The organism is Sulfurimonas sp. (genome assembly GCF_023228785.1).
In the GTDB taxonomy this organism is placed as follows: Bacteria; Campylobacterota; Campylobacteria; order Campylobacterales; family Sulfurimonadaceae; genus Sulfurimonas.
The window spans coordinates 36,059-59,188 of record NZ_JALOAN010000013.1; the positions used below are offsets into that span (position 1 = coordinate 36,059).

Here is a 23,130-nt window from a genome sequence, read left to right on the forward strand (position 1 = left end):
AAAAAATCATAAGGGTGCGTATATTGCTTCATCTTTACTATGAAACTGCTTCCTCGAAACAGATGTCTGATGTTGCTAAATCGTTTGAATTTTGTGAAGCACTAGATATAAGTAAAGCAAATGAAGTTAAACTTGCTGATGTATATTTTGTTGAGATACAAACTATAGAAAAAGCCTTAGTTCTTCACATAAGAAAACTTCTTAGCAACAAAACAGACTCTTTAATATACTTTTTTATAGATGATTCTCACAACTTAATGCTATTTCAACTAGCATCTCTTTTAAATGTAAAAAATATTTTTACTTCAAAACATGAAACTTCCAAGCTAATATCTAACATAAAAGCTGACATTCTTTTAAAAAAAACAACTGCTCAAAACAAAGAGTTTGCAAGCGTATTCTCAAACAATATCTCTTTTATGACATTTAACCAAAGCAGCTTAACTTTTGCAAGCCAGAAGTTACTTGATGATTTTAGCTGTAAAGATCTCTATATGCTAGAGTTAAATCTTTGCTCAAAAATCGATTTAAAATCTTTTTTAGAAAGTAACATCACAAAAGAAGAAACTATAATATTTGAAAAGATTTCAAAAAAATACAATATCAAAAGCATTGGTTCAAAACATAGTTCAGATAGATACATATTTGTCCAAGAGATCTTGCAAAACAAGCAAACTAAACAAACAAGTATTGATTTTATAAAAAATCGTATCTACTTTATAGAGGTCTTAAAAGAAAAACTTCTTGAGAAAAATATTTCTAAAAATATCTGCTCTATCATAACCATAAGCATTGAAAATATGGATAGTTTACGCCAATTTTGGAGTGAGTATGAGATAGAGATGGCAATTGGCGATCTACTTCTACAAGTTGAGCTAGAAATAGACGCGCACACTCTTCTTGCTCAATATGACAATAAACTCTATATAGCACTTTTTGAAGATCTTGACTTTGAAGCTACTAAACAAAAAGCTCACTCTATACAAAAACATATAATCTCATATACATCTAAAGAGGATATAAAACCCATTATCGGCTTACATGCTTTTGATATAAATGATTTTGAGTTAAACGACGCACTAAAAATTATTTCAGATATTGCAAAAGAAGATATCTCAAACAAAGATAGAGAGACTCAAAAGATATATAGAGTCATAAATATAGACAATGAACTTAATGATGAAAAAGCCATAGACCTACTTTTACAAGCTACTTTTACCAACAAAACGCCGATAAAACTTTTAAATATCTACAAAGGCTTATGCATAAACACTTTTTCTACGATTGTCAAAAAAACTCAAGAAGAGATATATGTAAGTTTTGAGCAACTTCAAGGTACTGTTATGAACTTTGAAAAAGGCACAGTTATTCAATCTCCTAACTTTACAAAAGATATTGAAGCTGATGTAAAACTTATCGACTTAAAAAAGAGAGTAGCACTTTTGAAAAACTTTAGATTTGTTAATGGAAGTGCTAATGCTAGAAAATATAGTCGAGTAACTCCTTCTCAAAGAACGCCCATTTCTATAGTAAATAACAAGGGTACTTTAAGTGGTGAGATTTTGGATATTTCCATGAACTCAGTAGCTATAAAAACGAGATTTTACAAGCGTATAGAAGAGTTATACTCAACAGATGTTGAACTGAAATTTACTCTGCCAATAAGAAGTTCTGAAGATGGATATATGAAGTTAGAGTTAATCGCTAGAGTTACATTTACTAAATGTGGCGAAGATTATTGCAAAATGGTTGTAGATCTAGAAGAGACTCAAGCACATGAATCTATCCTCATGGAGTATGTCTATGATAGACAAAAAGAGATTATAGTAGAGCTAAAAAAACAAACTATCATACGAAATTAGCTATAATGCCGCCAATGAAAAAAAATATAAAAAGTATAGCAATAGTGCGGCTCTCCGCTCTTGGGGACATCGTAAATAGTGCAGTGATTCTACAATTTATTCATCAAAAGTATCCAGATGCAAAAATAGAATGGATAACTGAAGAGGTTTTTGCGCCACTTCTGCAAAATCATCCTTTACTACATAGAGTCCACACCATAAATCTAAAAGAACTTAAAAAGTCAAAAAGCCTCTCACAGCTTATTAAGACTATCTCAAAACTCCGTTCTTTAGGTAAGTTTGATATCATTATAGATATGCAAGGACTGCTAAAATCAGCCATTGTCTCAAGACTTGTTGGTAGAAAAACACATGGCTTTGATAAAAACTCATCAAGAGAATCACTCTCAAGATTTTTCTACAAAACAACTTCATACATAGAGTATGATGAAAACATTGTAAAAAGAAATACTTTTTTAGCCTCTGATGGACTTGGATTTAAGATAAATGACTTGATGCTACTCAAAAAACAGAGAGTTTTTGAAGTTCCTAACTACCCAATAAATAAAAGTGAAAAAAAGAACATAGCCATAGTGATAGGTGCCTCATGGGAATCTAAAAAATACCCAAAAGAAAAGGTAGCCGAGCTTTGCAATGAACTAGGACAAAACTGCTATATTATTTGGGGAAATGATAAAGAGAGAGAAGATGCTTTATGGATTTGTAAAAACTCTTCATTTGCTATACTTACACCAAAATTATCTTTGCTTGAGTTAGTCTCATTTGTCTCTAGTGTTGATCTTTTAATTGGAAATGACACAGGTCCAACACACATCGCATGGGCACAAAATATTGCATCCGTAACTCTTTTTGGTCCGACTACAAAAAGAATGATGTATGAGACATCTAAAAATCTGTTTGTAAAATCAGACTCAAAAGTAGATATCTACAAGATAGATAAAAATGACTTTTCTATTGGAGAGATTGAAGTAAAGAGTATTGCAAAAAAAGCTAGGGAGTTATTGATATGATAGGATTTTATTTATTTTTGGTTTTAGAGAAATTTTTGATGCTTCTTCCAAAAAAACTTAGACGCTCTTTTTTTATATCACTTGGATTTATTGCCTATAAACTCTCAAAAAAGTATAACAAAGTTATAAGAGATAATCTAAAGTTTATTTATGGAGACGATATTAGCCAAGAGTTTATACAAGATATTGCAAAAGCTTCATTTAGACAGCTTCTTTTAAATGTTCTTCACACTATGGAAATAAGGTATTACTCAATACAAGAGTTGTCAAAAAAAGTAAGTTTTGTTAATGATGAAATTCTAACAAGAGCAAGAGAACAAAATAGACCAATTATTTTTGTAACTGCCCACTATGGCTATTGGGAATTATGCGGTTCGATGATTAGTGCCTTGCGTGAACCAACAACAGCCGTATACAAAAATATGAACAATAAGTACTTTGAAAATTATCTAGTAAGTTCTCGTTCAAAATCTCGTATGGAACTTATTGAAAAAAGTGGTGCAACAAGAAAATTATTAAAGTCTATTCGCTCAAAAAAAGCTATCGCACTTTTAATTGATACAAATATCAACAAAAAAGAAGCTGTAACAGTTAATTTTCTAGGTAAAGCTACTAGCCAAGTAAGAACTCCTGCTTACTTGGCAAGAAAATTTGATGCAGCATTGATTCCAACATTGATTCACACAACAGATGATGAACACTATACTATAAGATTTTACGATGAGATAATAACTCCAAAAACAGACAATGAGGAAGAAGATATTAGAGTGTCAACTCAGTTGCAAGCTGATTGGTTAAGCAAAGAAATTTTAAAAGAACCACAGCCTTGGTTTTGGCTACATAGAAGATTTAAGAATGATTATCCTGAGATTTATAAGAGTTAGATGAATCTTCGCACTCTTTTGTTCTTGCTTCAAAAAGTTTTAAAATAGTTAAGAAAAAAGCAGTAATTGCAGGCCCGAGTATCATTCCCCAAAAACCAAATGTTGCAAGCCCTGCTATGATTGCAAAAAAGATTACAAGCTCATTTATTCTTGTGTCATCCTCTTTTAACATTCTGTTATTTATCTCTTTTATGATGAGTGGTTTTACAAAAGTATCTGCGATAATTGAGATAACTACGATGGAGTAAATCGCTATAAAAACAGCATTTGATGTCTCACCAATTGAGAACTCATAAATCATAAATGGAAGCCACATCAAGATCCCACCAACTACAGGTATAAGAGATGCAAATCCATACATGATGCCAAATAGAAGTCCATTGTAGCCTATAAAAGAGACTGCCACACCAAACAAAACTCCCTCAAACATGGCAGTTGTTATGATAGAATAAAAAACAACACTCATAACGGAAGATATCTCTTTAGCTATAAGAGATGTCTCATCAACTGACATTTGAACTACTCGTTTTAAGAACTCTACTATATAAGCACCGTTGTATTGAGCAAAAAAGTAAAAGATGATAGTTAAAAATGCATTTTTTAAAAACCCTGCACTAAAAGCTCCAATAGTTCCTGTCATAGATATAACTTTTGAAGCGAGTGAACTTACATTCCACTCCTTTAAAATATCATTAGAATAAGGTTCTAAAAATGCAAAATAAGCAGGAGGATTTGCAATAAACTCTTTTATATAGACTTCAAGTCCTAAGTAAACTTGAGGATCAATATTTTTCAATTTCATAGTTAAAGTTGCCAAAAAGTAACCCAAAGGAGCAAAAAATAGAGTTGCAAGTAAAAAGCTAGATGCAAGAGCTGCTACAAGTCGATTTTTAAAGAGTCTGTAAAAAAAATCTTGAATATTAGAAGTTGAGATAGCAAGTAGTGCAGCTATAGTAATGGTTAGCAAAAAAGGAGCATAAAGCAGATACATCCAATAGAGAGATGTCGCAAAAAGTATAGCTACAAAGTACTGTGGCTTCAAAACAGACTCCCATCTTGTTGTGGTAGAGAAATGTTTAAGATCTCATATGTAGATCTTGTGGCTTTTCTGCCTTTTGCCGTTCTCTCTAGGTAACCATTTGCTATAAGATAAGGCTCGAGTACATCTTCAACTGTTCCCTCATCCTCACTTAGTGATGCTGCGATTGTGCTAAGTCCCATAGCTCTTCCATTTGCTGATGCTAAAAGATTTAAAAGTCTTAAATCCATCTCGTCAAAACCATAAGAGTTTATACCAAGTTCATCTAGTGCATACTGTGTTCGCTCATGTTTTATATCTTCCTCGTGAGCCACCTCTGCAAAATCTCTAACACGACGTAAAAGACGAAGAGCTATACGAGGGGTTCCTCTACTTCTTTTTGCTATCTCAGCAGCTGCACTATGGATTATCTCTTTGTTTAGTTTTAAAGAGGCTTGAGAAATGATTTGAGCTAATTCTATCGGGGTATAAAACTGCATTCTAAAGCTCATACCAAACCTATCTCTTAGTGGATTTGAGAGCATTCCAGCTCTTGTAGTCGCTCCTATGAGAGTAAAACGAGGCAAGTCTATCTTTACAGTTTGAGCCGCTGGTCCACTTCCTATGATGATATCTATACGAAAATCTTCCATAGATGAGTAAAGGATCTCTTCTACCGCTGGTGAGAGCCTGTGGATCTCATCTATAAAAAGAATATCGCCCTCTTCTAGGTTTGTTAGAAGTGCTGCTAGATCTCCACTCTTTTCTATCATGGGCGCTGCTGTTACTTTAATGTTTGCATTCATCTCATTTGCAACTATGAGTGCTAATGTAGTTTTGCCAAGTCCAGGAGGTCCATAAAAGAGGACATGATCAAGAGCTTCTTGACGTTTTTTACTCGCTTGTATAAAAACACCTAGATTTTTTTTAATCTGTTCCTGACCTATGTACTCACTCCAAGCATCAGGGCGTAAGGAAGTCTCAATACTCTCTTCCTCAGATGAAAAAGTCTCAATCTCTACTATTCTATCCATTTAATTTTACCATTAGCAACTTCGTCATTAGTAGGTGTGTTCCTCTTTTGGAAACTCACCTGCTAAAACCTCATCAGCATAGTTTTTTACTGCAGATCTAACTAAAGCTGCACCGTCCATATATTTTTTTACAAACTTTGGTGTAAACTCTTCAAAAAGACCTAACATATCTGAAAAAACTAAGACTTGCCCATCAACTTCAACCCCTGCACCAATACCAATAACAGGGATCTCTACACTTTGAGCAATTTCCGCTGCCACTTCGGCTTTAACACCCTCTATAACCATACAAAATGCCCCAGCTTTTTGCACAGCTTTTGCATCTCTTAGCAAATGCTCTCTTTGGATGCTATTTTTACCTTTTACTTTATAACCACCCTCACTTCTTACAGATTGTGGTAAAAGCCCAATGTGACCGCAGACAGCGATGCCATGACTTGTTAGATACTCAATAATGTCAGCTCTACTCTCTCCACCTTCTATCTTTACACAGTCAGCTTGTGTCTCTTTATAGACTCTCATAGCGTTTTTTAGAGCATCTTCTTTGTTGTCATAACTACCAAATGGCATATCGCACACCACAAAACTATTCTTTGCACCCTCACAAACTGCGTTTGTATGGTAGAGCATCTGCTCCATCGTTGCACTAAGAGTATCGCTCTTTCCTGCAAAGCTCATATTTAGACTATCTCCTACTAAAATCATGTCTGAGCTTGACTCAAAAAGCTTAGCAAAAAGTGCGTCATAAGCCGTTATCATCACCAAAGGACGCACACCTTTTGTTTTTTGTATGGAAGTAATTGTCATTTTTTTATTCATAAAAGTATTTTAACCAAAAACTGATACAATTGCACTAAATAGGAGAATTACTTTATGGGCGTAAGAAGTGACTTAGATGCTAACTTTGATTTTGAGATCGTAGATGAGTTCCTAGATCACTATACTATGATGGTTGAGAGCATGGAAGTTATGATTATGGATCTTGAAAAACCTAACAAGTACAAAAGAAGTATAGATGAACTTTTTCGTGTCTTTCACAACATAAAGTCCGCATCAGGTTACTTGAAAATCGCTTCTATGTCAAAGCTCTCTGCCTTTGTTGAAGATGCTCTTGAAGAGCTAAGAGGGACTGAGGAGTTAGCAAACAGTGAGATTGTCACTTGGCTTCTCTCCATCAGCGACATGTACGCTCAATGGTTAGAGGATTTAAGAGCTGATAGTGAGCTAACTCACATAAAGTTTGAACTCTTAAAACTGCCATCTTTAGAAAAATAAAATATTTGGAAAAAACTTGAAAAAACTTGTAGCATACATAACATCAACTTATCCTGAGAAATCTTTTACTGTAGATTTGAGTCTCTCTTTAGGTGAACATGGAGTCGACATGATAGAGCTTGGAGTTCCATTCTCAGATCCAGTCGCCGATGGACCTCTTATAGAAAAAGCAAATCATCTAGCACTAAAGAGCGGTTTTAAATTTAGGGAGCTCTTAGAAATATCTGAGATCATAGCTCCAAAAGTTGATACTCTTTGGATGGGGTATTTCAACAGCTTCTATCAGCAAGATATGAGCCGGCTTCTACCCTTAGCATCTAAACTTGGAATAAGTGGACTTATCATCCCAGACTTACCACACGAAGAGGCAGTTAGATATAGTAAAACTTTTAGAGAAAATTCTATAAGTAATATTAGTTTTGTAGCTCCAACAGACTCAAAAGAGCGAATAAAAGAGATAACAAATGATGCACAAAAGTTTATCTATATGGTTGCATATACTGGTATTACCGGTTCAGGAGTTGCAGAAGATCTACAGCCTTTTATAAACTCCATAAAAGAGTTCTCAAAGACTCCTATCTATGTAGGTTTTGGAGTAAATGCAAAAACTGCAAAAGATAAAGCAGAAGGTGCAGATGGCGTTATCGTTGGAAGTGCTTTTATAGATATACTTTTAAAAGATGACTTAAACTATAAGCAAAAGATTCAAAAGTGTAATGAGTTAGCTAAAATCATCAAAAGTGAAATCAACCCTTAAGATATACTCTGCTCGTATGGAGATTTTAGTTTGTTTGCATCATCTCTTAGCTCTTTAAAGACCTTTCTTATCCACTCTTTGTAAGAGTCTTTCATAAGGTTTTTTAGAGAGTTTTTTTGTGCATCTATCATCATAACTACACTCTTTTTAAAATCCTCTTCATTAAATGCTTGATCGACCTCAGTCATAGCAGCATCAACTCCGACCCAACTAGCAGTCCCAGTTACAACTCCACAAAGCAAAGCCCACGGACCACTCGGTGCACAAAGTGCTGTCCCACCCATGGATGCACCAAAAAAAGATGTAGCTTTTAGTGCCCCTTTTGCTCCAAATTTTAGTAGCATCTTTGACATAATGCTCTTTGAGATGGCACTTCCTATAAGCAAAGTTCCCGTAGCACTAAGCCCTTTTTTAGCCATATCTCTAGAGTTTGCTTCAAAAATATCTCTAAAGTTTAACTCTAAACTCTCTAGATCTAAATCTTGATTTAAGTTAAGTGCGCGAATACTTTCATTTAACTCATTCTCAAAATTCAGCATAGATTGTTTAATGCTTGAGTTAATGTGATTTGATGCATCATCTACCCTTGCAGAGAAGTCATTTTGGTAAAAAAGATAGTAGTTTATCTTTGCCATTATCTCTTCTTCTAAAGCTTCTGTATTACAATTTTTGAGTTGAAATCTTTGTGGCAAATATTGATTATAGTAGGGAACCAAAAAATCATTTTTATATCCGCAATAGATACTATAACCTTTTAAAAAAACTCTACTATACTCTCCTCTTACAGAGTAATAATATGCACTTAGGTCTGGTACTCCTGCATAAACACCCAGAAAAACATCATCTATATGATTGTCTATCTTTTCCTCAATTTCTAAAAGCAACAACTCCTCAGATGAACTTAATTTTGTATCAATTACAAGATCTATCTCTTTGTAGATCCACTCTATCCTCTCCTGAGACTTTTTAATATGTTGTTTTTCATAAAGATAATTTATACTTGAACTTATAATAAAAAGTAAAACGATAATAGATATAAAGCCAATTAAAAAGTAGTTTTTATTTTGATCTTTTGTTTTTAAAATGGCTTCTAGTGACTCAAAAGAAAAAAGCACTCTTGAGTAAGCCCACGCGAAAACACTTTGAGATAGTATGAGATAAAAGAGCCATAAGTAGATGTTATTTACGCTACTAAGCGTTTGTAGAGATGTGCTTATTAGTCTGTATTGCAGTAATTCTTTATATCTCAAGTTTGAAGATATGAAGTTTAATATTTCACAATTAAAGATTTTTATCTCGCTACTTGGAGTGCTGAAATAAGCGTAAACGACAAAGATTAAAACTAAAAAAAGTGTATTTATATATATACTCCATCTCCTAGAGACGGCGGATAAAAACTCCTCTTTAACCCTAGATCTCAAGTACTCTTTTGTTTTGACATAAATTCCCCAAATAACCAAGATATCAATACCTAAGATAAAAAAGACAAACCCATCAAAGTAGAGGACGTTAACTAACATCAAAATAGCTACAACAAAAGCAACAGCTAAAGATATAAAAAGGTTTAACCAAACGCTCTTAAAAATGCTAAAGAGTGAACTACTCTCGTGAAAAATGGCACTTGCTACTGCGAGTTTTTTGATGAGCGGCATCTCTATAAGAGAGATCATCAAAAGAGGAGTAATTGCAAAAAGATAAAAAAGAAAGACTAAACATGAAGATGAACTTGCTACTAAAAACCAAAGAAGTAAAAAGAAAAAGAGTATTAAGCCTTTAAACATAATCTACTTCTCTTCTTTTGTACAAACGCCACTCATCTGCAAGGGGTATTTTTTAGTAAAATTATCTTTATTGTGTAAAAATTCTTTAGCTGCTTCTAAAGACTCATCTCTCCCATTCTTTACAAGAGTATTAACTTCATAATCAGGTAAAATTCCGACACCCTCAATAGTACTAGAGTCTGCTAAGAAGTAGTGTGCAACGGTAAGGCTTAAAGATTCATCTTTGGTTATAGTATATAAAGATTCTACACTTCCCTTGCCAAAAGTTCTCTCTCCAAAGAGTGTAGCACGGTGATGGATCTGCAAAGCTCCACTTAAGATCTCAGCAGATGAAGCTGTATTTGAGTCCACTAAAATTGCCAAAGGTAAACTAGTTAGTGTTTTATCTTTTGAAGCATCATATGACTTTTTATTACCATGACCTCTACCAACTTGAGTCATGATATTTCCTCTATTTAAGAACATATCAGCAACCTCAACCGCTTGAGAAACAAGTCCACCAGGATTTCCTCTAAGATCTATAATAATAGCCCGACTAAGCTCTTGATACTCTTTTATTTTACTAGAGATTTTCTCGGCTATATTGGCATCAAAGCTTGATATCTTAAAATAAAGTATCTTATTTTCCACTCTTTTAAACGTTAGAGTTTCTATCTCTATAGTCTCTCTTTTTAATTCAATCTCTATCAGGGCTTCATCTCTTTTTAGACTTAGTTTTACAAGACCTCCAACATCTTTACGTAAAAGTTCGATAGCTCTATCTAAAGAGACTTGATCGCAGGTAACACCATCTATCTTTAGTACAATATCTGAGACTTTTATCCCAAACTTAGAGGCGGGTGAATTTTTTAAAACATCTATCACGATAAGAGAGTTATCTACTTTGCTTAAATTGATACCAAGTCCAACAAAAACACCCTCTGTTTTTATCCTTAGCTCTTGCATCTGTTCTTTATCAAGGTAGCGAGAATGAGCATCAAGTAAATTCATACAAGAGTTTATAAGCATCTCATAAATCTCATTTTTTGAGAAACCTTTTTTTATTAAAAGTTCAACTAGCCGCTCAAGTTTTTCATTTGATTTTTTTATTTTGTAGAGTTTTTGCTTTTTATTTTGTTTCTCAGATTCTATAAGATATGGTGTATTTTGTAAAAATTCATCTATGCTTTTAGAGATAAGTTCATCCTTACTAAAAGCCTTAAAATAGTGTTTTTCAATATTTAGAAGAACCCTCTCATACTTAATCTTCGCATCAGATGCAACAAGTGATGCAAAGAAGATAAAAACTAAAAATACAACCCGCATCCAATCTCCTAAAATTTCTCAGTTATAAGAAACTCTCAATCAGAGGGAATCTTATGCAAGGCAACATAATAACAATTTTTTGTTTAGTAGATGATATTCATTCAAAAAATTATACTTTTTTACAGCTCATACTTCTTTATAATCTCTCTTAGCATCTTTTTATCTATCTCTGTTTTTGTGTCTGAATAGATATTTTGCTCGATTATTTCTATGATTTTTTTCACTTCTTCATCATTTTTATATGGTAACAATTTTACTAAAAGAACTCTTTCATCTTTTATGTGTAAACTTTTTTGCTTTTTAAAAAACTTCCATGGTTTTACTAAACCAATTACTACTCCTAAAATTAAACCGACTATAAAAACAAGAAGAGTCCATATACTTGGTATAGTTTCCCTACTCTCTACTAAAGTCTGCTCGTTAGTTGACTCTTTTTTTATAACCAACTCTTCTTTTGGCTTTGAGTTTTTTACTTTTATTTCTATTTTGTTTGTCTTAATTGTTTTTATCTCTTTTGTTTTAGGATCAAAATACTTCAATTTAAATGGCTCTATAGTAAAGTTATTTTGAGCTACAAAAGCTATCTTTTGGGTGAGTTTATTTTTATCTATTGAGATCTTTTCATCAAAAATATTAACTCCCTCTATATAAGGTTTAAAGCTTTTTATATCCTCTAAGTTTCCATCTCCTAAAACTTCTACAGTAAGGTTTAATGCTTCAGTTGGATTTATCTCATTTTTATCAACTTCTGCCATGATACTAAAATTACCAACAAGATCAACCTCACTAGGAAGTGGTTTTACATCTATCGTTAATTCGTTTGAGTAGTATGTTCTCCACTTGATTTTTGGTACCCATGAGCCCCAACTATCTTGGGAGTGACTCCTTGATGCAATACTCATCTTTGCTTTTGAGATATTTAACTCTCCAGCTCTTTGAGGAGCCATCTTGTAAAGAATTTTTGTAACTATATAACCGCTCTCTTGTGACTTTTGAGGTTGTGATTCGCTCTTTATCCAAAAACCTTTTAACTCTGGTGCTTCAAACTTACTATCAACCGCTTCAGCTCCTAGTTTTTGCTTAAACAAAAGAGTAACTTCAAAGGACTCTCCTACATAAGCCTCTTTTGTACTGCTTTGTAAAGACAAAATAAAGTCAGCATCAGCATTTACCACGCCTCGTGTTACCTTTATCTCAACTGCATTACTCTTTTGCATCACTCCATCTACTTCTATCTCCATAGGCTCTATAACACAATCTTTTTGCGGTATAAACTTATAACTAAAAGTATTGTTTCTTGAGACTTTGCCATTTATCATTTCTATGGAGCTTTGTGAACTAGTTGAGATTACATTTACGCCACAAAGTGTTTGTATAACTGGTCTGTTTGCATTGGCGGAGCTTAAATGCAAAGAGTAAGTTACCATCTCGCCTAGTTCCACACTTGTAGAGTCAACACTAGCCTTTATATCAGCATTTAAAGTAAGTTTTAAAAGAAGTAAAACTAAAACTATCTTACCAAGGTTTTTCATTATTCATCTCCTTTGTAGGTTCTTCATCACTAAGTTTATACATAAAACTACTGTTTTGTGTATTTAGCTCATCTAGCCATTTTCTCTGTTCTGCTTCACTCATCTCTTGTTTTTGCATCTCTGCTGAGTCTGCGTCTGAGTCTTCATCACTTTTCTTTTGATTTTCTTTTAGTTCATCTAGTTGCTCTTTTTTTTCTTGTTTATCTTTTGCATCTTGTTTGTCTTTTTTTTGTTCATCTTCTTCTTGTTTAGCTTTTGTCTCATCACTCTTTTTCTCTTCATCACTTTGGCTACTTTTAGAGCTTGATTCATCTTGGTTTTTTTCATCTTTTTCATCTGAATCTTCATCGCCTGATTCACTAGAATCATTTTTATCTTGCTTATCTTTTTTTTCATCCTCTTTTGATTCTTGCTCTTTGAGCAGTTTTTTAACTCTCTCTAGGTTCTCTTTAGTCTCTTTGTCTTCTTGTATCTCTAAAGAGTTTTCATAAGCTTCTACTGCTTTTTGTAGCTCCCCAGATTTTGCATAAGCATTACCAAGATTAGAGAAATTTTTAGCTCTCATCTCATCTTTATCAAACAATGCGTTCTTATAAGCTTCTATAGCCTTTTTATAATCTTTTTGTTTATAGTATGCATTTCCTGTATTAAAATATGCCTCGCCCATTTGGGACTTATTGGCATACTCTTCATAAATATTCGCGGATTTTTCATACTCTCCTGCTTCATAGGCTTTTTTTGCAGTTCCAAGTTCAACAAAATCAAGCATCGAAGCTTTCATCGGGGCACTAGAGAGTCCAAGTAGAGAAAAAAGTACTAAAGCAGAAAGTTTAGTTTTTACTCTTAATGAACTTGTAGCCATAAGAAGTAAAAGAATGGCTAAGCCCAGTGGATAGTAAAAAAGAGGTTTATAGTTGTGGATCTCTTCACTCTTTAACTCTTTTACATTTGAGATGGATTTTACCTCTTTTAGCATTGCTTTGACATCTTTGTTTGAGAGTGATGACTCTATATAGACTCCACCACTCTTTGTTGCAAGTGAGGCTATCTCTTCATTTAGTTTGGAGATGATTATTTTGCCATTATGAGTTATAAATGCTCCATTTTCTTTTTTTACAGGTGCGCCCTCTTTTGTTGCAATGCCAAGAACAAAAACTACTATCTTGTTTTTTTGTGCAAATTCTATCTCTTTGCTAAAATCACTATCATCTCCCCCATCACTAAGAATCAGAAGATATTTTTCATCTCTGTTTTCACTGGTTTTTGCAAATGTTTCTAAAATAGATAAAAAATTTGTACCCTGCTCTGTTATAGAGTTAGTGTCAAGTTGTTTTAGCAAAAAACTAACCGCACTACTATCAAAACTAAGAGGCGAGACAAGATAGGAGCTTTTGGCAAATGCCATAACTCCAACTCTCTCATCACTCATCTCATCTAAAAACATTAAAGCCTTCTGTTTTGCTAACTCTAAGCGATTTGGATATAGATCTTGTGCGAGCATCGAGTCACTAATATCTATAGCAATCATAAGATCTGCACTCTTTGCTTTTACTAAGATCTTGCCATCGTCTATCACAGGTTCGGCTAAGGCTATGATCATAAAAAAACCTACAAGAAAAAATAGAGCATTTCTTGCTCTTTTTGTCATTGAGTTTGTGCTAACTCTTAGTCTATCTATAACCTCGGTAGAGAAAAAATGCGCCTCAGTCTCTTTTTGAGTGAGTAGTAATCCAAAAAGGATAATAAGCGGAGGTAACATATAGTATAAAAATTCAGGATGTAAAAAACTCATAAACTACCTCTTCTATTTTTTAAAAAAACATAGAACATTAAACAAAGGAGCGCAATAAAAAGCGGGTAAAAGTAGTAGTATTTAGTGTATGAGAATGTTTGAGCTTTAATCTCTGAAGTCTCTAACTCATCTATTTTTTTATAAACTCTCTCAAGCTCACTAGCACTTGCAGCTCCAAAAGCTTTTCCGCCTGTCTCCTGTGCTATTTGCATAAGTATCTCGCCATTATATTCATGTGGCATCCCAATACCAATAGGATAAACCTTAATTCCCTCTTTTTTTGCCATATCTAGCGCTACATCAAGTGGGATCTTATCTATTTGTGGGGTGCTATAACCATCAGTTAGAAGTATTGCAACCTTACTTTTTGACTTACTCATTTTTAAAAGATTTACACCTTGAGCAAGAGAGGTATAGAGTGCTGTATATTGTCCAGCCATTCCTATTTGGAGTTGAGAGACTATCTTGTTTAAAATATTTTCATCGTAAGTCAAAGGAGATGCTATAAAAGAGTAAGCTCCAAAAACCACTAAACCGATATTGTCATTTTTTCTCTCTTTAATAAATGAGCTAACTATCTCTTTTACTACATCAAATCTTGTAGAGTAAGGATTTGAGGTATCAAACCCTTGTGCTTGCATAGACTGAGAAGCATCGAGAATGAGCGCTATCTCATAACCATCTTTTGGCTCTAGTTCGTACGGTTCATCTTTTATGGGCGACATCAGAGCAATTATGAGCATAACAATGCCCAGCCACTTTAGAACAAAAAGTATCTTTGATGCTGAAACTGATTTTTGCATAAACTCTTTTGTATGAGGAAAATATAGTGATGAAGCTCTTTGTTTACAAAAAAGGGCACAAGCTATAAAAAAAACAATTAAAAGTGCAAAGATAGGATATTCAAAATAGATGCCCTCAAACATCAATCATACCTCGATATAGTTCTATATAGCTTTTGATTTCATCATCAAAAGCTTTGACCTCTTTTTTATACTTATATCTCTCTAGTCTCTTTGTTAGGTTTTCATACATTTCAAAGTGTCTAGGTGAGTCATCTCTAAAAGTAAGTCCATAAAGGGTGATAGCGTAAGCTGACTCTTTTGTTTTGCTTAGATCTTGTGAAGTCATCATCTTGAAATGTTCTCTTCTTTGGTTGTAAGCATTTTTGTTTTTTATATATCTTACAAGTAAATAAACTAGTGCTAAAATAACCAAAGTAACAATAAAAATAGTACCTAAGAGAAAGAGAAGCGAGTACTCTTGTATCTCTACTATAGTCTTGATGTCATGAAGTTCTATATCTTGCATCTTATCTACCTTCAAAGAGTCTGCGAAGCTCAACACTTGCACTCTTATGTGTATAAACTTTAGTAAATCTAACTCTATGTTTTTTTAAAATTTCAAAGAGTTTATGATCATGTGCCGCTACTTTTTTTGCATAAGACTCAACACTTGAGGCGTTAAAATCTCCCTCAAGAGTTGCTCCACTTTGTGGATCTACTAGTGAAGCGAAACCCATTTTAGGAGGTTTCTCTTCAAGCATATCTCTCACTATGATGGCTACAACTTCATGCTTTTTAGCTAAAACATTAAAGTCCGGGATCTCAAAAAAATCTCCAATGACTACAATAAGTGACTTCCTTTTTAGTCGTTTATATAGTGTGTCGGCTATAACTTTAAAATCAAGCTTTTGATTTAGTGCATCGAAGTCCAAGATCTCTTGTGTAGTTTTTTGAACTTGGTGGAGTTTTTTACTAGGCTTTGCGCTTGAGATTAGCTTGTCTGTAAAGATATATGAGCTTAGCAGGTCACCATTTTTTAGGGTTGAGTAGGCTAAAAGTGCATTTACCTCAGCGATACTATCTTGTTTAAACTTCTTTGAGCCAAAGTGAACACTTCCATTTAGCACAGAGACTAAAACAACATTTAGCTCTCTCTCTTCACGAAAGACTTTTATATATGGGCGTTGCATCTTAGCGGTAATATTCCAGTCAATATGGCGAATATCATCGCCTGCCATATATTCACGAAGCTCTATAAAGTCATAACCCTCGCCGTGAAATACAGATGGGTTGTTGCCCACCATCTCACTAAAGACTTGTCGTCTAGCTCTAACTAAGATCTTTTGCAGTTTACTCAAAACTCTCTACCTTAAGGGATGGCTACAGTCTCTAGGACCTTTTGAATAATCTCATCAGTTGTAATGCCCTCAGCCTCAGCTTCATACGAAAGAACGATGCGATGACGCATAACATCTTTTGCCACATATGCCACATCAACAGGAGTTACAAACTCTTTTTGTCTCAAATATGCCATAGCTTTTACAGCCTTAAACATATCGATACTCACACGAGGAGATGCCCCAAACTGGATAAAATCTTCAAGATCTTGGAGTCCATACTCTTTAGGATCTCTTGTAGCACTTACAAGCTCTATAATGTACTTCTCAACTTCTGCGTCTATGTGAACAGCTTTTATAGCCTCTTTTAGCTCTTGGAGTTCACTCGCATCTATAACTGCGGAGATCTCTTCAAATGCACCACTTGATATGCGTCTAGCAATTTCTAGCTCTTCTTCTTTTGTATTGTAGTCAACTACAATCTTTAGCATAAATCTATCTAGCTGAGCCTCTGGGAGTTGGTAGACACCCTCTTGCTCTACTGGGTTTTGTGTAGCCATTACAAAGAAAGGAAGATCTAGCTTAAATGTAGTGTCGCCTAATGTTACTTGCTTCTCTTGCATAACTTCAAGAAGTGCTGATTGAACCTTTGCTGGTGCTCGGTTTATCTCATCTGCTAGTAAAAGGTTTGTAAAGATTGGACCTTTTTTGATCTTGAAGTTATTGTTTTGTGGATCATAGATCTCAGCTCCCAAAATATCTGATGGAAGTAGATCTGGGGTAAACTGAACTCTTTTAAAGCCAAGCCCAAGCGAAGATGCCAGTGCATTTACTGTTGTAGTCTTTGCAAGTCCAGGAACACCCTCTATAAGAATATGCCCATCACACAAAAGTGCGATAAGCATACCATCTATCATTCTTTCTTGTCCTACTACTACTTTTGAGACTTCTTGTTTAATCTTTTGTATCTTGCCAACCATACTAAAACAACCTTGTGTTAAATGTTTTTAAGAAGTATATCTAAGCGTGGTTAATGATTTTCTACTAAATTAATCCCTATGACCTCGTTAATGCCTTGAGACTTTATATCTTGTTCTAGATGTATTGAAGCGTTTTTATATACACTCTCTTGTGAACCATTATATCTCTCTTTTAATATTATACTCTTACCACCGATACGTTTATTTTTGTCATAAACACCAATGTCTAAAGTGATAACTGCTATATTTATAGAGCCGTGTCTATTTATATTGTCACTCGTTTTAGCTTCTATTTTTATAGCATCTTTGGAATTTGTTACATTAAAACCATTTTGCGCAAGATAGTTTTTTATGATTTTTATAAACTTTGAGGACTTAGCATCCCCATTTACATAAAACTTCAAACTTTTTGCTTCGTTTAAAAACTCTTTTTGTTTTCCTTGAATGAAATCAAGATTCCCTTTTTTATCAAAACTTGCATCTATCTCAGAGATAATAAGAACATCTGATAGTAACTCACTAGCCTTAAGTGATAACTCTTTTTTAGTATTGTATCTAGTTAGTGCATCTTCACCTTGTAGTGAGTGATACTTTTGTGATATTGCTTTTTTTTGCATCTCTAGGTTTTGCTTAAGCCCCTTAACAAACTTTGCTTTATCACTCTGCAACATCACAGCAAACTCTCTATAACTAACTTTATGTGACTTTATAACCTCGTAGTTATTTATGCTAATTTTTGAGACACCTGACTTTATCTGGTTTTTAATACTAGAATTTACAAAGCCACCACGAACCTCTTCATTTGATTCATAAGAAGACTCTATAGTAGTTCCAAGTTTTGCTACCATATCACTCAGAGCTACTTTTATAGCACTCTCTCTATCCCCAGCTATAGCCATTCCATACATAAACTCACTATTATCACTAGGAAGCGGGGAATTTATCCATTTTGGTAATGGCTCTACTTTTGGTGCTGGAGTGGGAGTTCCTCCACATCCACCTAAAAAAAACAGTGTAGATATTGATAAAATTAAAGTTTTAATACCTCTACTTAGCATTCATTTGTCTCTTTGCTCTTTCTCTTTTTTCAATAGAGTTATTTATTCTAACAATAGCTAAATTTATCTCTTCTACTGGTCCCATTGCTAAGTCATCAGCCAAAGTATATGCTTTTTTTGCATCATTTAGTTTTCCCTCTGCTTCTTGAACTACACCATAAACATATGCAACAACATAAGATCTACCATTAAGCTCATCTAAAAGTCCTTGAAGCATTGATTCTGCTCTATCCATACGACCAACTTTAATATACTCTAGCGAATTCTCAAAAATCGTCTCTTGTTGCTTAGTCACATCAACTTCTATTTTATCGAGTAGTGCTACTTCAAAGTAAATATAGTTAGGAGTAAGTTTATATACAAATTCACTTGCTATTGCCGAAGTTAATCTATTTAGCGCTTGAGCTTTTGATAAAACTTCAGCAGATCCACCAAGACCTAAAAAACCGCCTGTAGGATTACAAGAATCAGCGCTATACTCTTTATCTAAAGTATCTCCATAGATTATCGAACCTGTCTCAACATTTACTATATTGATATTAGCAGCAACGGTGGCTTGCGTGGTATGGCAAGTTATTTTATAGTAACGCCATTTAGTACAGCCTTTTTTAGTGTAGTTTAAACACTCTTTTGCATCTTTTATGTATCTGCCTGACTTGCCACTAGCAGATGCTATTTCACCATTTATAACTGCTTGAGCACCTATAAGCTTTCCAACTTTTGTAGCCGTTTTTTCATCCATTAGCTCAGATGATTGTAACTTTTGTTCAGCCATAACCTTATCTAAATCTTTTCTACTAACAACTGTAAAGTATCTCTTTTGGTCTAGCTTATGTTGAGCTATCTGAGACTCTATCTTGCCAGAGAGACCATAGTGATCATTTTTAAAACTACTTATTGCGATCTTTTTCTTTGTCGCCATCTCTTCAACTTCTGCAGGATTGAGAGCTTTTATTTTTACTTTTTGAGCACAACCACTCATTAGCAGCATAATTGCTGAGATCACTAAAAGTGATTTTATCGACAACATCATCTATTTTCCTTAAATATTTTTGTACATTTTAGTTAAAAAGCATTTAACTTACCTTGAACTTACTCACTTCTTTGGCATTTTTCAAAGACTCTATCTCTTTTTGTTCAATCATCTTTATAATCTTGTCATATCCCTTTGCATCACTCAGTACCAAAAGAAAAACCAACTCTTCTAAAGTCTTTGCATCATCTATTTTTTTGTTAAATTCCATTTGGAGTGATGAGAGTTTTACTCTTTTTTTAAACTTTATCTTTGCAAAAAGAAATCCAGCTAAAAATGTTAAAGCGTAGTAGAAATACTCATACTCTATCTCAAACTTTTTTGTCTTTTTTTCTAAAAGCTCCTCTTTTTTATAAAGTTCTTTTACTTCAACTTCTACTTTGTCAAAACTAAGAGTTCTTACTTTTTTATCTTCTAAGTCAAAATAATCTATCTCAATTTTAGGAATAGTAAAATTTTTATCACTCACAAATGCAAATTTTTGACTCCATAAGCCAATATGTCCATCTTTTGTTAGTGACACTTCTTTTATAGGTTTTTCTTCTATAACTTTAACTCCATCTATATCAAAATGAAATGCTTTTATGGCTTCATAGTTTACAAGACCTTCTATTTTTATCTCTAAGTGATAAGGCTGATAAGCCATAATATTACTCTTATCTTTTTTCACATCAGCACTTATTTTTCCCACAAGTTCGCTTCTTGCATCTTTTATCTCAAGCTCCACACCTTCTTGCCGAATAATTCTTATACTATAGTCTTCATACTCAGCATTATCGCGTCCTATTACGCTGTTTCGTATAGAATCTTTATTTGTTTTTTTCATCGTTGTATCAAAAAAAAGTTTCAGATCTTGCGCTTTTTTTACATAGAGTAGATATTCATAAGTATTGATTCTTTTTTCATCTACTATGCTCTCATTTTCACTTAGAAGTAACACTCTATACTCATCATTGTCCACAACTGGCTTAAACTCTATAGCGTAGGTCTGTGCGGTGTCGCTAAAAGTACAAGTATATTTTAGATGAATCGGTTCATTTGTCATCGCACTTTTTTTGTTTGCTTGAACACTCCATTCATAAGTGGAGGCAAATAGTTCTAAGCTTAAAAGTAAAAGTAAAACTAAAAATACTTTACCAAGGTTGTTTTTCATCTATTTGCCTCTTATTTATAAGCTCATACGCCCTTGAACTTAGTTTTGTTTTGTTTGAGTTTAGATCTATTTTTGTTTGTGCGGATACCTTTTTAGCATCTTTGGTGTCCGAGCTTCCACTACTTGCACTTACGTTCATATTTGATCCTCCACCTTCTTTTTTCTTCTTTTTTTTCTCTTGTGATAAAGATGTTTTTTTAGAATTGTTTTTAGATGATGCTTGCTTCTGTTCTTTTAATCCTCTTATATATCTCATATTTTCATCTGCTTCTTTGGAGTAACTAAGAGTGAGTGATTTCATATAAGCCTCTTTTGCTCTTTCATACTCTTTGAGCTTTACTAATGAGTTTGCCATATTATAAAAAACTATGGCTTTAAACTCTGGATCTGAAGATTTAACTGCTTCATAAGAGCTAAGTGCTGATTCAAATTCGCCACTTTTATAGTAAGCATTTGCAGTCTTAAACTCTTTAATATTTTTATCTGCAAAGTAGTCTAAAAAATTTGCATCTAAACTCACACCAAAAAGCAGCAAAAAGGCTAAAACATATCTCTTTAGAGTTGTGTTACTAACTAAAAAAGCAACTATAGCCAAAAAGACAAAGTAGTAAAAAAGCTCAATATTTTCAACTACTTCTTGCTCACTTCTTTCATCTTGACTTCTTTGAGATTCAAGTGCATCTAGTAGTTCATCAAAGCTTTTAGTATATACACCATCAGTTGCTTCACTTATCTCTTTAATAGCTTCATTTTCACGACTAACTACAATATTGCCAGCCGTATCTTTTAAAAATTCACCACCCGCTAAGACTAAACTATCACCCATTTTTGAAGCTAACATAAAGATATTTACAACTAAGCCTCTCTCTTTTGCAAACTGCGCTTCATTTGTATAACCTGTCTCATCCGCTCCATCACTGAGTATAACTACACTTAGTTTTTTTGACTTTGACATTTTTCTTGAGAGTTTTAAAGCACTCATAATAGAGCTTCCCTTTGTAACAATCATATTCTCATCAAGAGAGCCAAAGAGATGTTCTAGTAGCTCTCTATCTTGAGTTAGTGGAGATAATATAATAGCATTTGTAGTAAACCCAATCACTCCAAAACGACTATTTTTATGGGCTTTTATAAGACTCTTTAGCGTCTCTTTTGCTTTTATAAGTCTAGATGGATGTAGATCTCGTGCTTGCATAGAAAAAGAGAGATCTACTGCAACGATAACATCACTAAGCATCAACTCTTTTTTTACAGGCTCCTGAAGTATCACAGGTCTTGTAAGTGCAAGAATTATAAAAACAAATGTGATAACATAACCATATGCTCTAAAACTAAAGCCTCGAAAATCCTTCTTTGCGATAAGGGCTGCTAAAAACAAAAAAAGCCAAAAGTACTCAGCCGATATAAAACTCATCTCTTTATCTCTCTATGGATTAGATATAACAAAAGCATAGATCCAAGGAGTAAAAATATTTCATAATAGTACTCCTTTAAAGCAAAATCTCTACTCTTAATCTTTGATGATTCAAGCTTGTCTATCTCAGCATAAACACTCTTTAACTCATTGGCAGTTGCAGCTCTAAAGAACTCTCCATTAGCTTCTTTTGCTATCATCTCTAGTAGTGCTTCGTCTGCTTCACCTTCATTTCCTATGGCTATTGTATAAATTTTAATATTTTTTTCATTTGCAAGTTTTATAGCATCTTTTGGTGAGATAGATCCGCTATTATGTTCGCCATCACTTAGTAAAACTATGATTTTACTCTTTGCAATAGATGTCTCAAATGCACGAACACTCATAGCAATCCCTTCACCTATTGCTGTATTTTGCCCAGCCATTCCTTGGTTAGTGTAGCTTAACATTTGGACTACTATCTCTTTTTCATAAGTAATAGGAGATGCTATAAAAGCAAAATCTCCATAAATAACTACTCCAACATTATCTCCTAACCTTTTGTTTATAAATTTTGCTGCTATTACCTTTGTAAGTTCAAACCTACTTAGCCTTTTACCACTACTTAGCTCATCTTCTACATCAAACCCAGATGAGTTCATAGATCCACTCGCATCAATCGCTAGCACGATATCTTTTCCCTCCCTGTTATAAGGGTTATCTCTATCAACAACGATGGGAGATGCAAGAGCTATACAAAGAGATATAAAGATTAATATTTTTACAATCCACTCTAGCCTAAAGAAGTTTTTTTTAGCTCTTAGAAATTCCAAATGTACAAAATATCTACTTTGCGTATATTCTTTGCATCTATATAAACAATAGATTATTGGAAATAGTAAAAAAATAAGATAAGGATATTCAAAACTGTAATAATTCATGAGATATATTCTACCTAAAAAAGCAATTTTTCATGAGTTATCGCAACTCTTTTAAAACTTTTAACATTTTCTCCTCAATTGTCTTGACATAGAAAAACTATTTGCCTATAATTTCGGCTCACAAACAAATTGTTTGTATTTCGTCTTGTTAGCTCAGCTGGTAGAGCACGTCACTTTTAATGATGTGGCCGATGGTTCGA

The 23,130-nt window shown here is 33.7% G+C and carries 21 protein-coding genes; 5 read left to right on the top strand and 16 right to left on the bottom strand.

Translation table 11 applies throughout. From position 1 onward, the window contains the following. Window positions 1–14 precede the first annotated feature (14 nt). Genes M0Q24_RS04985 through M0Q24_RS04995 form a run of 3 tightly spaced genes read left to right on the top strand, consistent with a single transcriptional unit; the run spans window position 15 to window position 3,756 of the window. A complete protein-coding gene (locus M0Q24_RS04985; protein WP_295048027.1) occupies window positions 15–1,862 on the top strand; it encodes a PilZ domain-containing protein in 1,848 nt (615 codons plus the stop codon). Window positions 1,863–1,876: 14 nt separating this feature from the next. Then, entirely contained in the window at window positions 1,877–2,872 is a 996-nt protein-coding gene (gene waaC / locus M0Q24_RS04990; protein ID WP_295048029.1) for a lipopolysaccharide heptosyltransferase I, read from the top strand. Beyond that, the gene (locus M0Q24_RS04995) at window positions 2,869–3,756 is read left to right on the top strand and encodes a lipid A biosynthesis lauroyl acyltransferase (protein ID WP_295048031.1); all 888 of its coding nucleotides are present in this window, start codon (window positions 2,869–2,871) and stop codon (window positions 3,754–3,756) included. The genes waaC and M0Q24_RS04995 overlap by 4 nt, the downstream gene beginning before the upstream one ends. On the opposite strand, the gene M0Q24_RS05000 is transcribed toward M0Q24_RS04995, so the two are convergent. The 3 genes from M0Q24_RS05000 to panB are packed head-to-tail and all read right to left on the bottom strand — an operon-like array spanning window position 3,722 to window position 6,627. Further along, window positions 3,722–4,798, bottom strand: a complete 1,077-nt coding sequence (locus tag M0Q24_RS05000; protein WP_295048033.1) for an AI-2E family transporter — start codon at window positions 4,796–4,798, stop codon at window positions 3,722–3,724. The two genes, M0Q24_RS04995 and M0Q24_RS05000, sit on opposite strands and share 35 nt — an antisense overlap. Continuing rightward, complete coding sequence (gene ruvB, locus M0Q24_RS05005; protein WP_295048035.1) at window positions 4,795–5,808, bottom strand: Holliday junction branch migration DNA helicase RuvB; 1,014 nt, start codon at window positions 5,806–5,808, stop codon at window positions 4,795–4,797. The genes M0Q24_RS05000 and ruvB overlap by 4 nt, the downstream gene beginning before the upstream one ends. A 27-nt stretch (window positions 5,809–5,835) precedes the next feature. After that, window positions 5,836–6,627 (bottom strand): 3-methyl-2-oxobutanoate hydroxymethyltransferase, encoded by a 792-nt coding sequence (panB, locus tag M0Q24_RS05010; protein WP_295048037.1) that lies wholly within the window; start codon window positions 6,625–6,627, stop codon window positions 5,836–5,838. Window positions 6,628–6,681: 54 nt separating this feature from the next. On the opposite strand from panB, the gene M0Q24_RS05015 reads away from it, so the two are divergent. Together M0Q24_RS05015 and trpA are read left to right on the top strand one after the other, a co-directional pair. Further along, window positions 6,682–7,083, top strand: a complete 402-nt coding sequence (locus M0Q24_RS05015; RefSeq protein ID WP_295048039.1) for an Hpt domain-containing protein — start codon at window positions 6,682–6,684, stop codon at window positions 7,081–7,083. A 16-nt stretch (window positions 7,084–7,099) separates the two neighbouring features. Next, on the top strand, window positions 7,100–7,840 hold the full coding sequence (trpA, locus tag M0Q24_RS05020) for a tryptophan synthase subunit alpha (protein ID WP_295048042.1): 741 nt from the start codon (window positions 7,100–7,102) through the stop codon (window positions 7,838–7,840). Here trpA and M0Q24_RS05025 read toward each other — a convergent pair. The 13 genes from M0Q24_RS05025 to M0Q24_RS05085 all read right to left on the bottom strand — a co-directional run bounded on the left by M0Q24_RS05025 (window position 7,837) and on the right by M0Q24_RS05085 (window position 22,822). After that, on the bottom strand, window positions 7,837–9,621 hold the full coding sequence (locus M0Q24_RS05025) for a hypothetical protein (protein ID WP_295048044.1): 1,785 nt from the start codon (window positions 9,619–9,621) through the stop codon (window positions 7,837–7,839). The genes trpA and M0Q24_RS05025 overlap by 4 nt on opposite strands. A 3-nt stretch (window positions 9,622–9,624) precedes the next feature. Beyond that, a complete protein-coding gene (locus M0Q24_RS05030) occupies window positions 9,625–10,926 on the bottom strand; it encodes a S41 family peptidase (RefSeq protein ID WP_295048046.1) in 1,302 nt (433 codons plus the stop codon). Window positions 10,927–11,045: 119 nt separating this feature from the next. Then, window positions 11,046–12,458: a BatD family protein gene (locus M0Q24_RS05035; RefSeq protein ID WP_295048048.1), complete on the bottom strand. Its 1,413-nt coding sequence runs from the start codon at window positions 12,456–12,458 to the stop codon at window positions 11,046–11,048. After that, window positions 12,442–14,250, bottom strand: a complete 1,809-nt coding sequence (locus M0Q24_RS05040) for a VWA domain-containing protein (RefSeq protein WP_295048050.1) — start codon at window positions 14,248–14,250, stop codon at window positions 12,442–12,444. Before M0Q24_RS05040 ends, M0Q24_RS05035 begins: the two co-directional genes overlap by 17 nt. Next, complete coding sequence (locus tag M0Q24_RS05045) at window positions 14,247–15,176, bottom strand: VWA domain-containing protein (RefSeq protein ID WP_295048052.1); 930 nt, start codon at window positions 15,174–15,176, stop codon at window positions 14,247–14,249. The genes M0Q24_RS05040 and M0Q24_RS05045 overlap by 4 nt, the downstream gene beginning before the upstream one ends. After that, complete coding sequence (locus M0Q24_RS05050) at window positions 15,169–15,561, bottom strand: hypothetical protein (RefSeq protein ID WP_295048054.1); 393 nt, start codon at window positions 15,559–15,561, stop codon at window positions 15,169–15,171. Before M0Q24_RS05050 ends, M0Q24_RS05045 begins: the two co-directional genes overlap by 8 nt. Window position 15,562: 1 nt before the next feature. Then, window positions 15,563–16,393 (bottom strand): DUF58 domain-containing protein, encoded by an 831-nt coding sequence (locus M0Q24_RS05055; RefSeq protein WP_295048056.1) that lies wholly within the window; start codon window positions 16,391–16,393, stop codon window positions 15,563–15,565. A gap of 11 nt (window positions 16,394–16,404) precedes the next feature. Then, on the bottom strand, window positions 16,405–17,352 hold the full coding sequence (locus tag M0Q24_RS05060; RefSeq protein ID WP_295048058.1) for a MoxR family ATPase: 948 nt from the start codon (window positions 17,350–17,352) through the stop codon (window positions 16,405–16,407). A 50-nt stretch (window positions 17,353–17,402) separates the two neighbouring features. Beyond that, window positions 17,403–18,410, bottom strand: coding sequence for an LPP20 family lipoprotein (locus tag M0Q24_RS05065; protein ID WP_295048060.1), 1,008 nt, complete (start codon window positions 18,408–18,410; stop codon window positions 17,403–17,405). Further along, entirely contained in the window at window positions 18,400–19,443 is a 1,044-nt protein-coding gene (locus M0Q24_RS05070) for a CsgG/HfaB family protein (protein WP_295048062.1), read from the bottom strand. The genes M0Q24_RS05065 and M0Q24_RS05070 overlap by 11 nt, the downstream gene beginning before the upstream one ends. Before the next feature lie 43 nt (window positions 19,444–19,486). After that, window positions 19,487–20,596, bottom strand: coding sequence for a hypothetical protein (locus M0Q24_RS05075; protein WP_295048064.1), 1,110 nt, complete (start codon window positions 20,594–20,596; stop codon window positions 19,487–19,489). Continuing rightward, on the bottom strand, window positions 20,577–22,010 hold the full coding sequence (locus M0Q24_RS05080) for a VWA domain-containing protein (protein ID WP_295048065.1): 1,434 nt from the start codon (window positions 22,008–22,010) through the stop codon (window positions 20,577–20,579). The genes M0Q24_RS05075 and M0Q24_RS05080 overlap by 20 nt, the downstream gene beginning before the upstream one ends. After that, complete coding sequence (locus M0Q24_RS05085; RefSeq protein ID WP_295048067.1) at window positions 22,007–22,822, bottom strand: VWA domain-containing protein; 816 nt, start codon at window positions 22,820–22,822, stop codon at window positions 22,007–22,009. The genes M0Q24_RS05080 and M0Q24_RS05085 overlap by 4 nt, the downstream gene beginning before the upstream one ends. Window positions 22,823–23,130 lie beyond the last annotated feature (308 nt).

Bases quoted from the DNA above. Each gene is read 5' to 3' on its own strand.
- M0Q24_RS05015 (WP_295048039.1), top strand. From the start codon at position 6,682: ATGGGCGTAAGAAGTGACTTAGATGCTAACTTTGATTTTGAGATCGTA.
- M0Q24_RS05080 (WP_295048065.1), bottom strand. From the start codon at position 22,010: ATGAGTTTTATATCGGCTGAGTACTTTTGGCTTTTTTTGTTTTTAGCA.
- M0Q24_RS05040 (WP_295048050.1), bottom strand. From the start codon at position 14,250: ATGAGTTTTTTACATCCTGAATTTTTATACTATATGTTACCTCCGCTT.
- M0Q24_RS05045 (WP_295048052.1), bottom strand. From the start codon at position 15,176: ATGTTTGAGGGCATCTATTTTGAATATCCTATCTTTGCACTTTTAATT.
- M0Q24_RS05030 (WP_295048046.1), bottom strand. From the start codon at position 10,926: ATGCGGGTTGTATTTTTAGTTTTTATCTTCTTTGCATCACTTGTTGCA.
- M0Q24_RS05035 (WP_295048048.1), bottom strand. From the start codon at position 12,458: ATGAAAAACCTTGGTAAGATAGTTTTAGTTTTACTTCTTTTAAAACTT.
- waaC (WP_295048029.1), top strand. From the start codon at position 1,877: ATGAAAAAAAATATAAAAAGTATAGCAATAGTGCGGCTCTCCGCTCTT.
- ruvB (WP_295048035.1), bottom strand. From the start codon at position 5,808: ATGGATAGAATAGTAGAGATTGAGACTTTTTCATCTGAGGAAGAGAGT.
- M0Q24_RS05070 (WP_295048062.1), bottom strand. From the start codon at position 19,443: ATGATGTTGTCGATAAAATCACTTTTAGTGATCTCAGCAATTATGCTG.
- M0Q24_RS05025 (WP_295048044.1), bottom strand. From the start codon at position 9,621: ATGTTTAAAGGCTTAATACTCTTTTTCTTTTTACTTCTTTGGTTTTTA.
- M0Q24_RS05065 (WP_295048060.1), bottom strand. From the start codon at position 18,410: ATGCTAAGTAGAGGTATTAAAACTTTAATTTTATCAATATCTACACTG.
- M0Q24_RS04995 (WP_295048031.1), top strand. From the start codon at position 2,869: ATGATAGGATTTTATTTATTTTTGGTTTTAGAGAAATTTTTGATGCTT.
- M0Q24_RS05060 (WP_295048058.1), bottom strand. From the start codon at position 17,352: ATGGTTGGCAAGATACAAAAGATTAAACAAGAAGTCTCAAAAGTAGTA.
- M0Q24_RS05075 (WP_295048064.1), bottom strand. From the start codon at position 20,596: ATGAAAAACAACCTTGGTAAAGTATTTTTAGTTTTACTTTTACTTTTA.
- M0Q24_RS05050 (WP_295048054.1), bottom strand. From the start codon at position 15,561: ATGCAAGATATAGAACTTCATGACATCAAGACTATAGTAGAGATACAA.
- panB (WP_295048037.1), bottom strand. From the start codon at position 6,627: ATGAATAAAAAAATGACAATTACTTCCATACAAAAAACAAAAGGTGTG.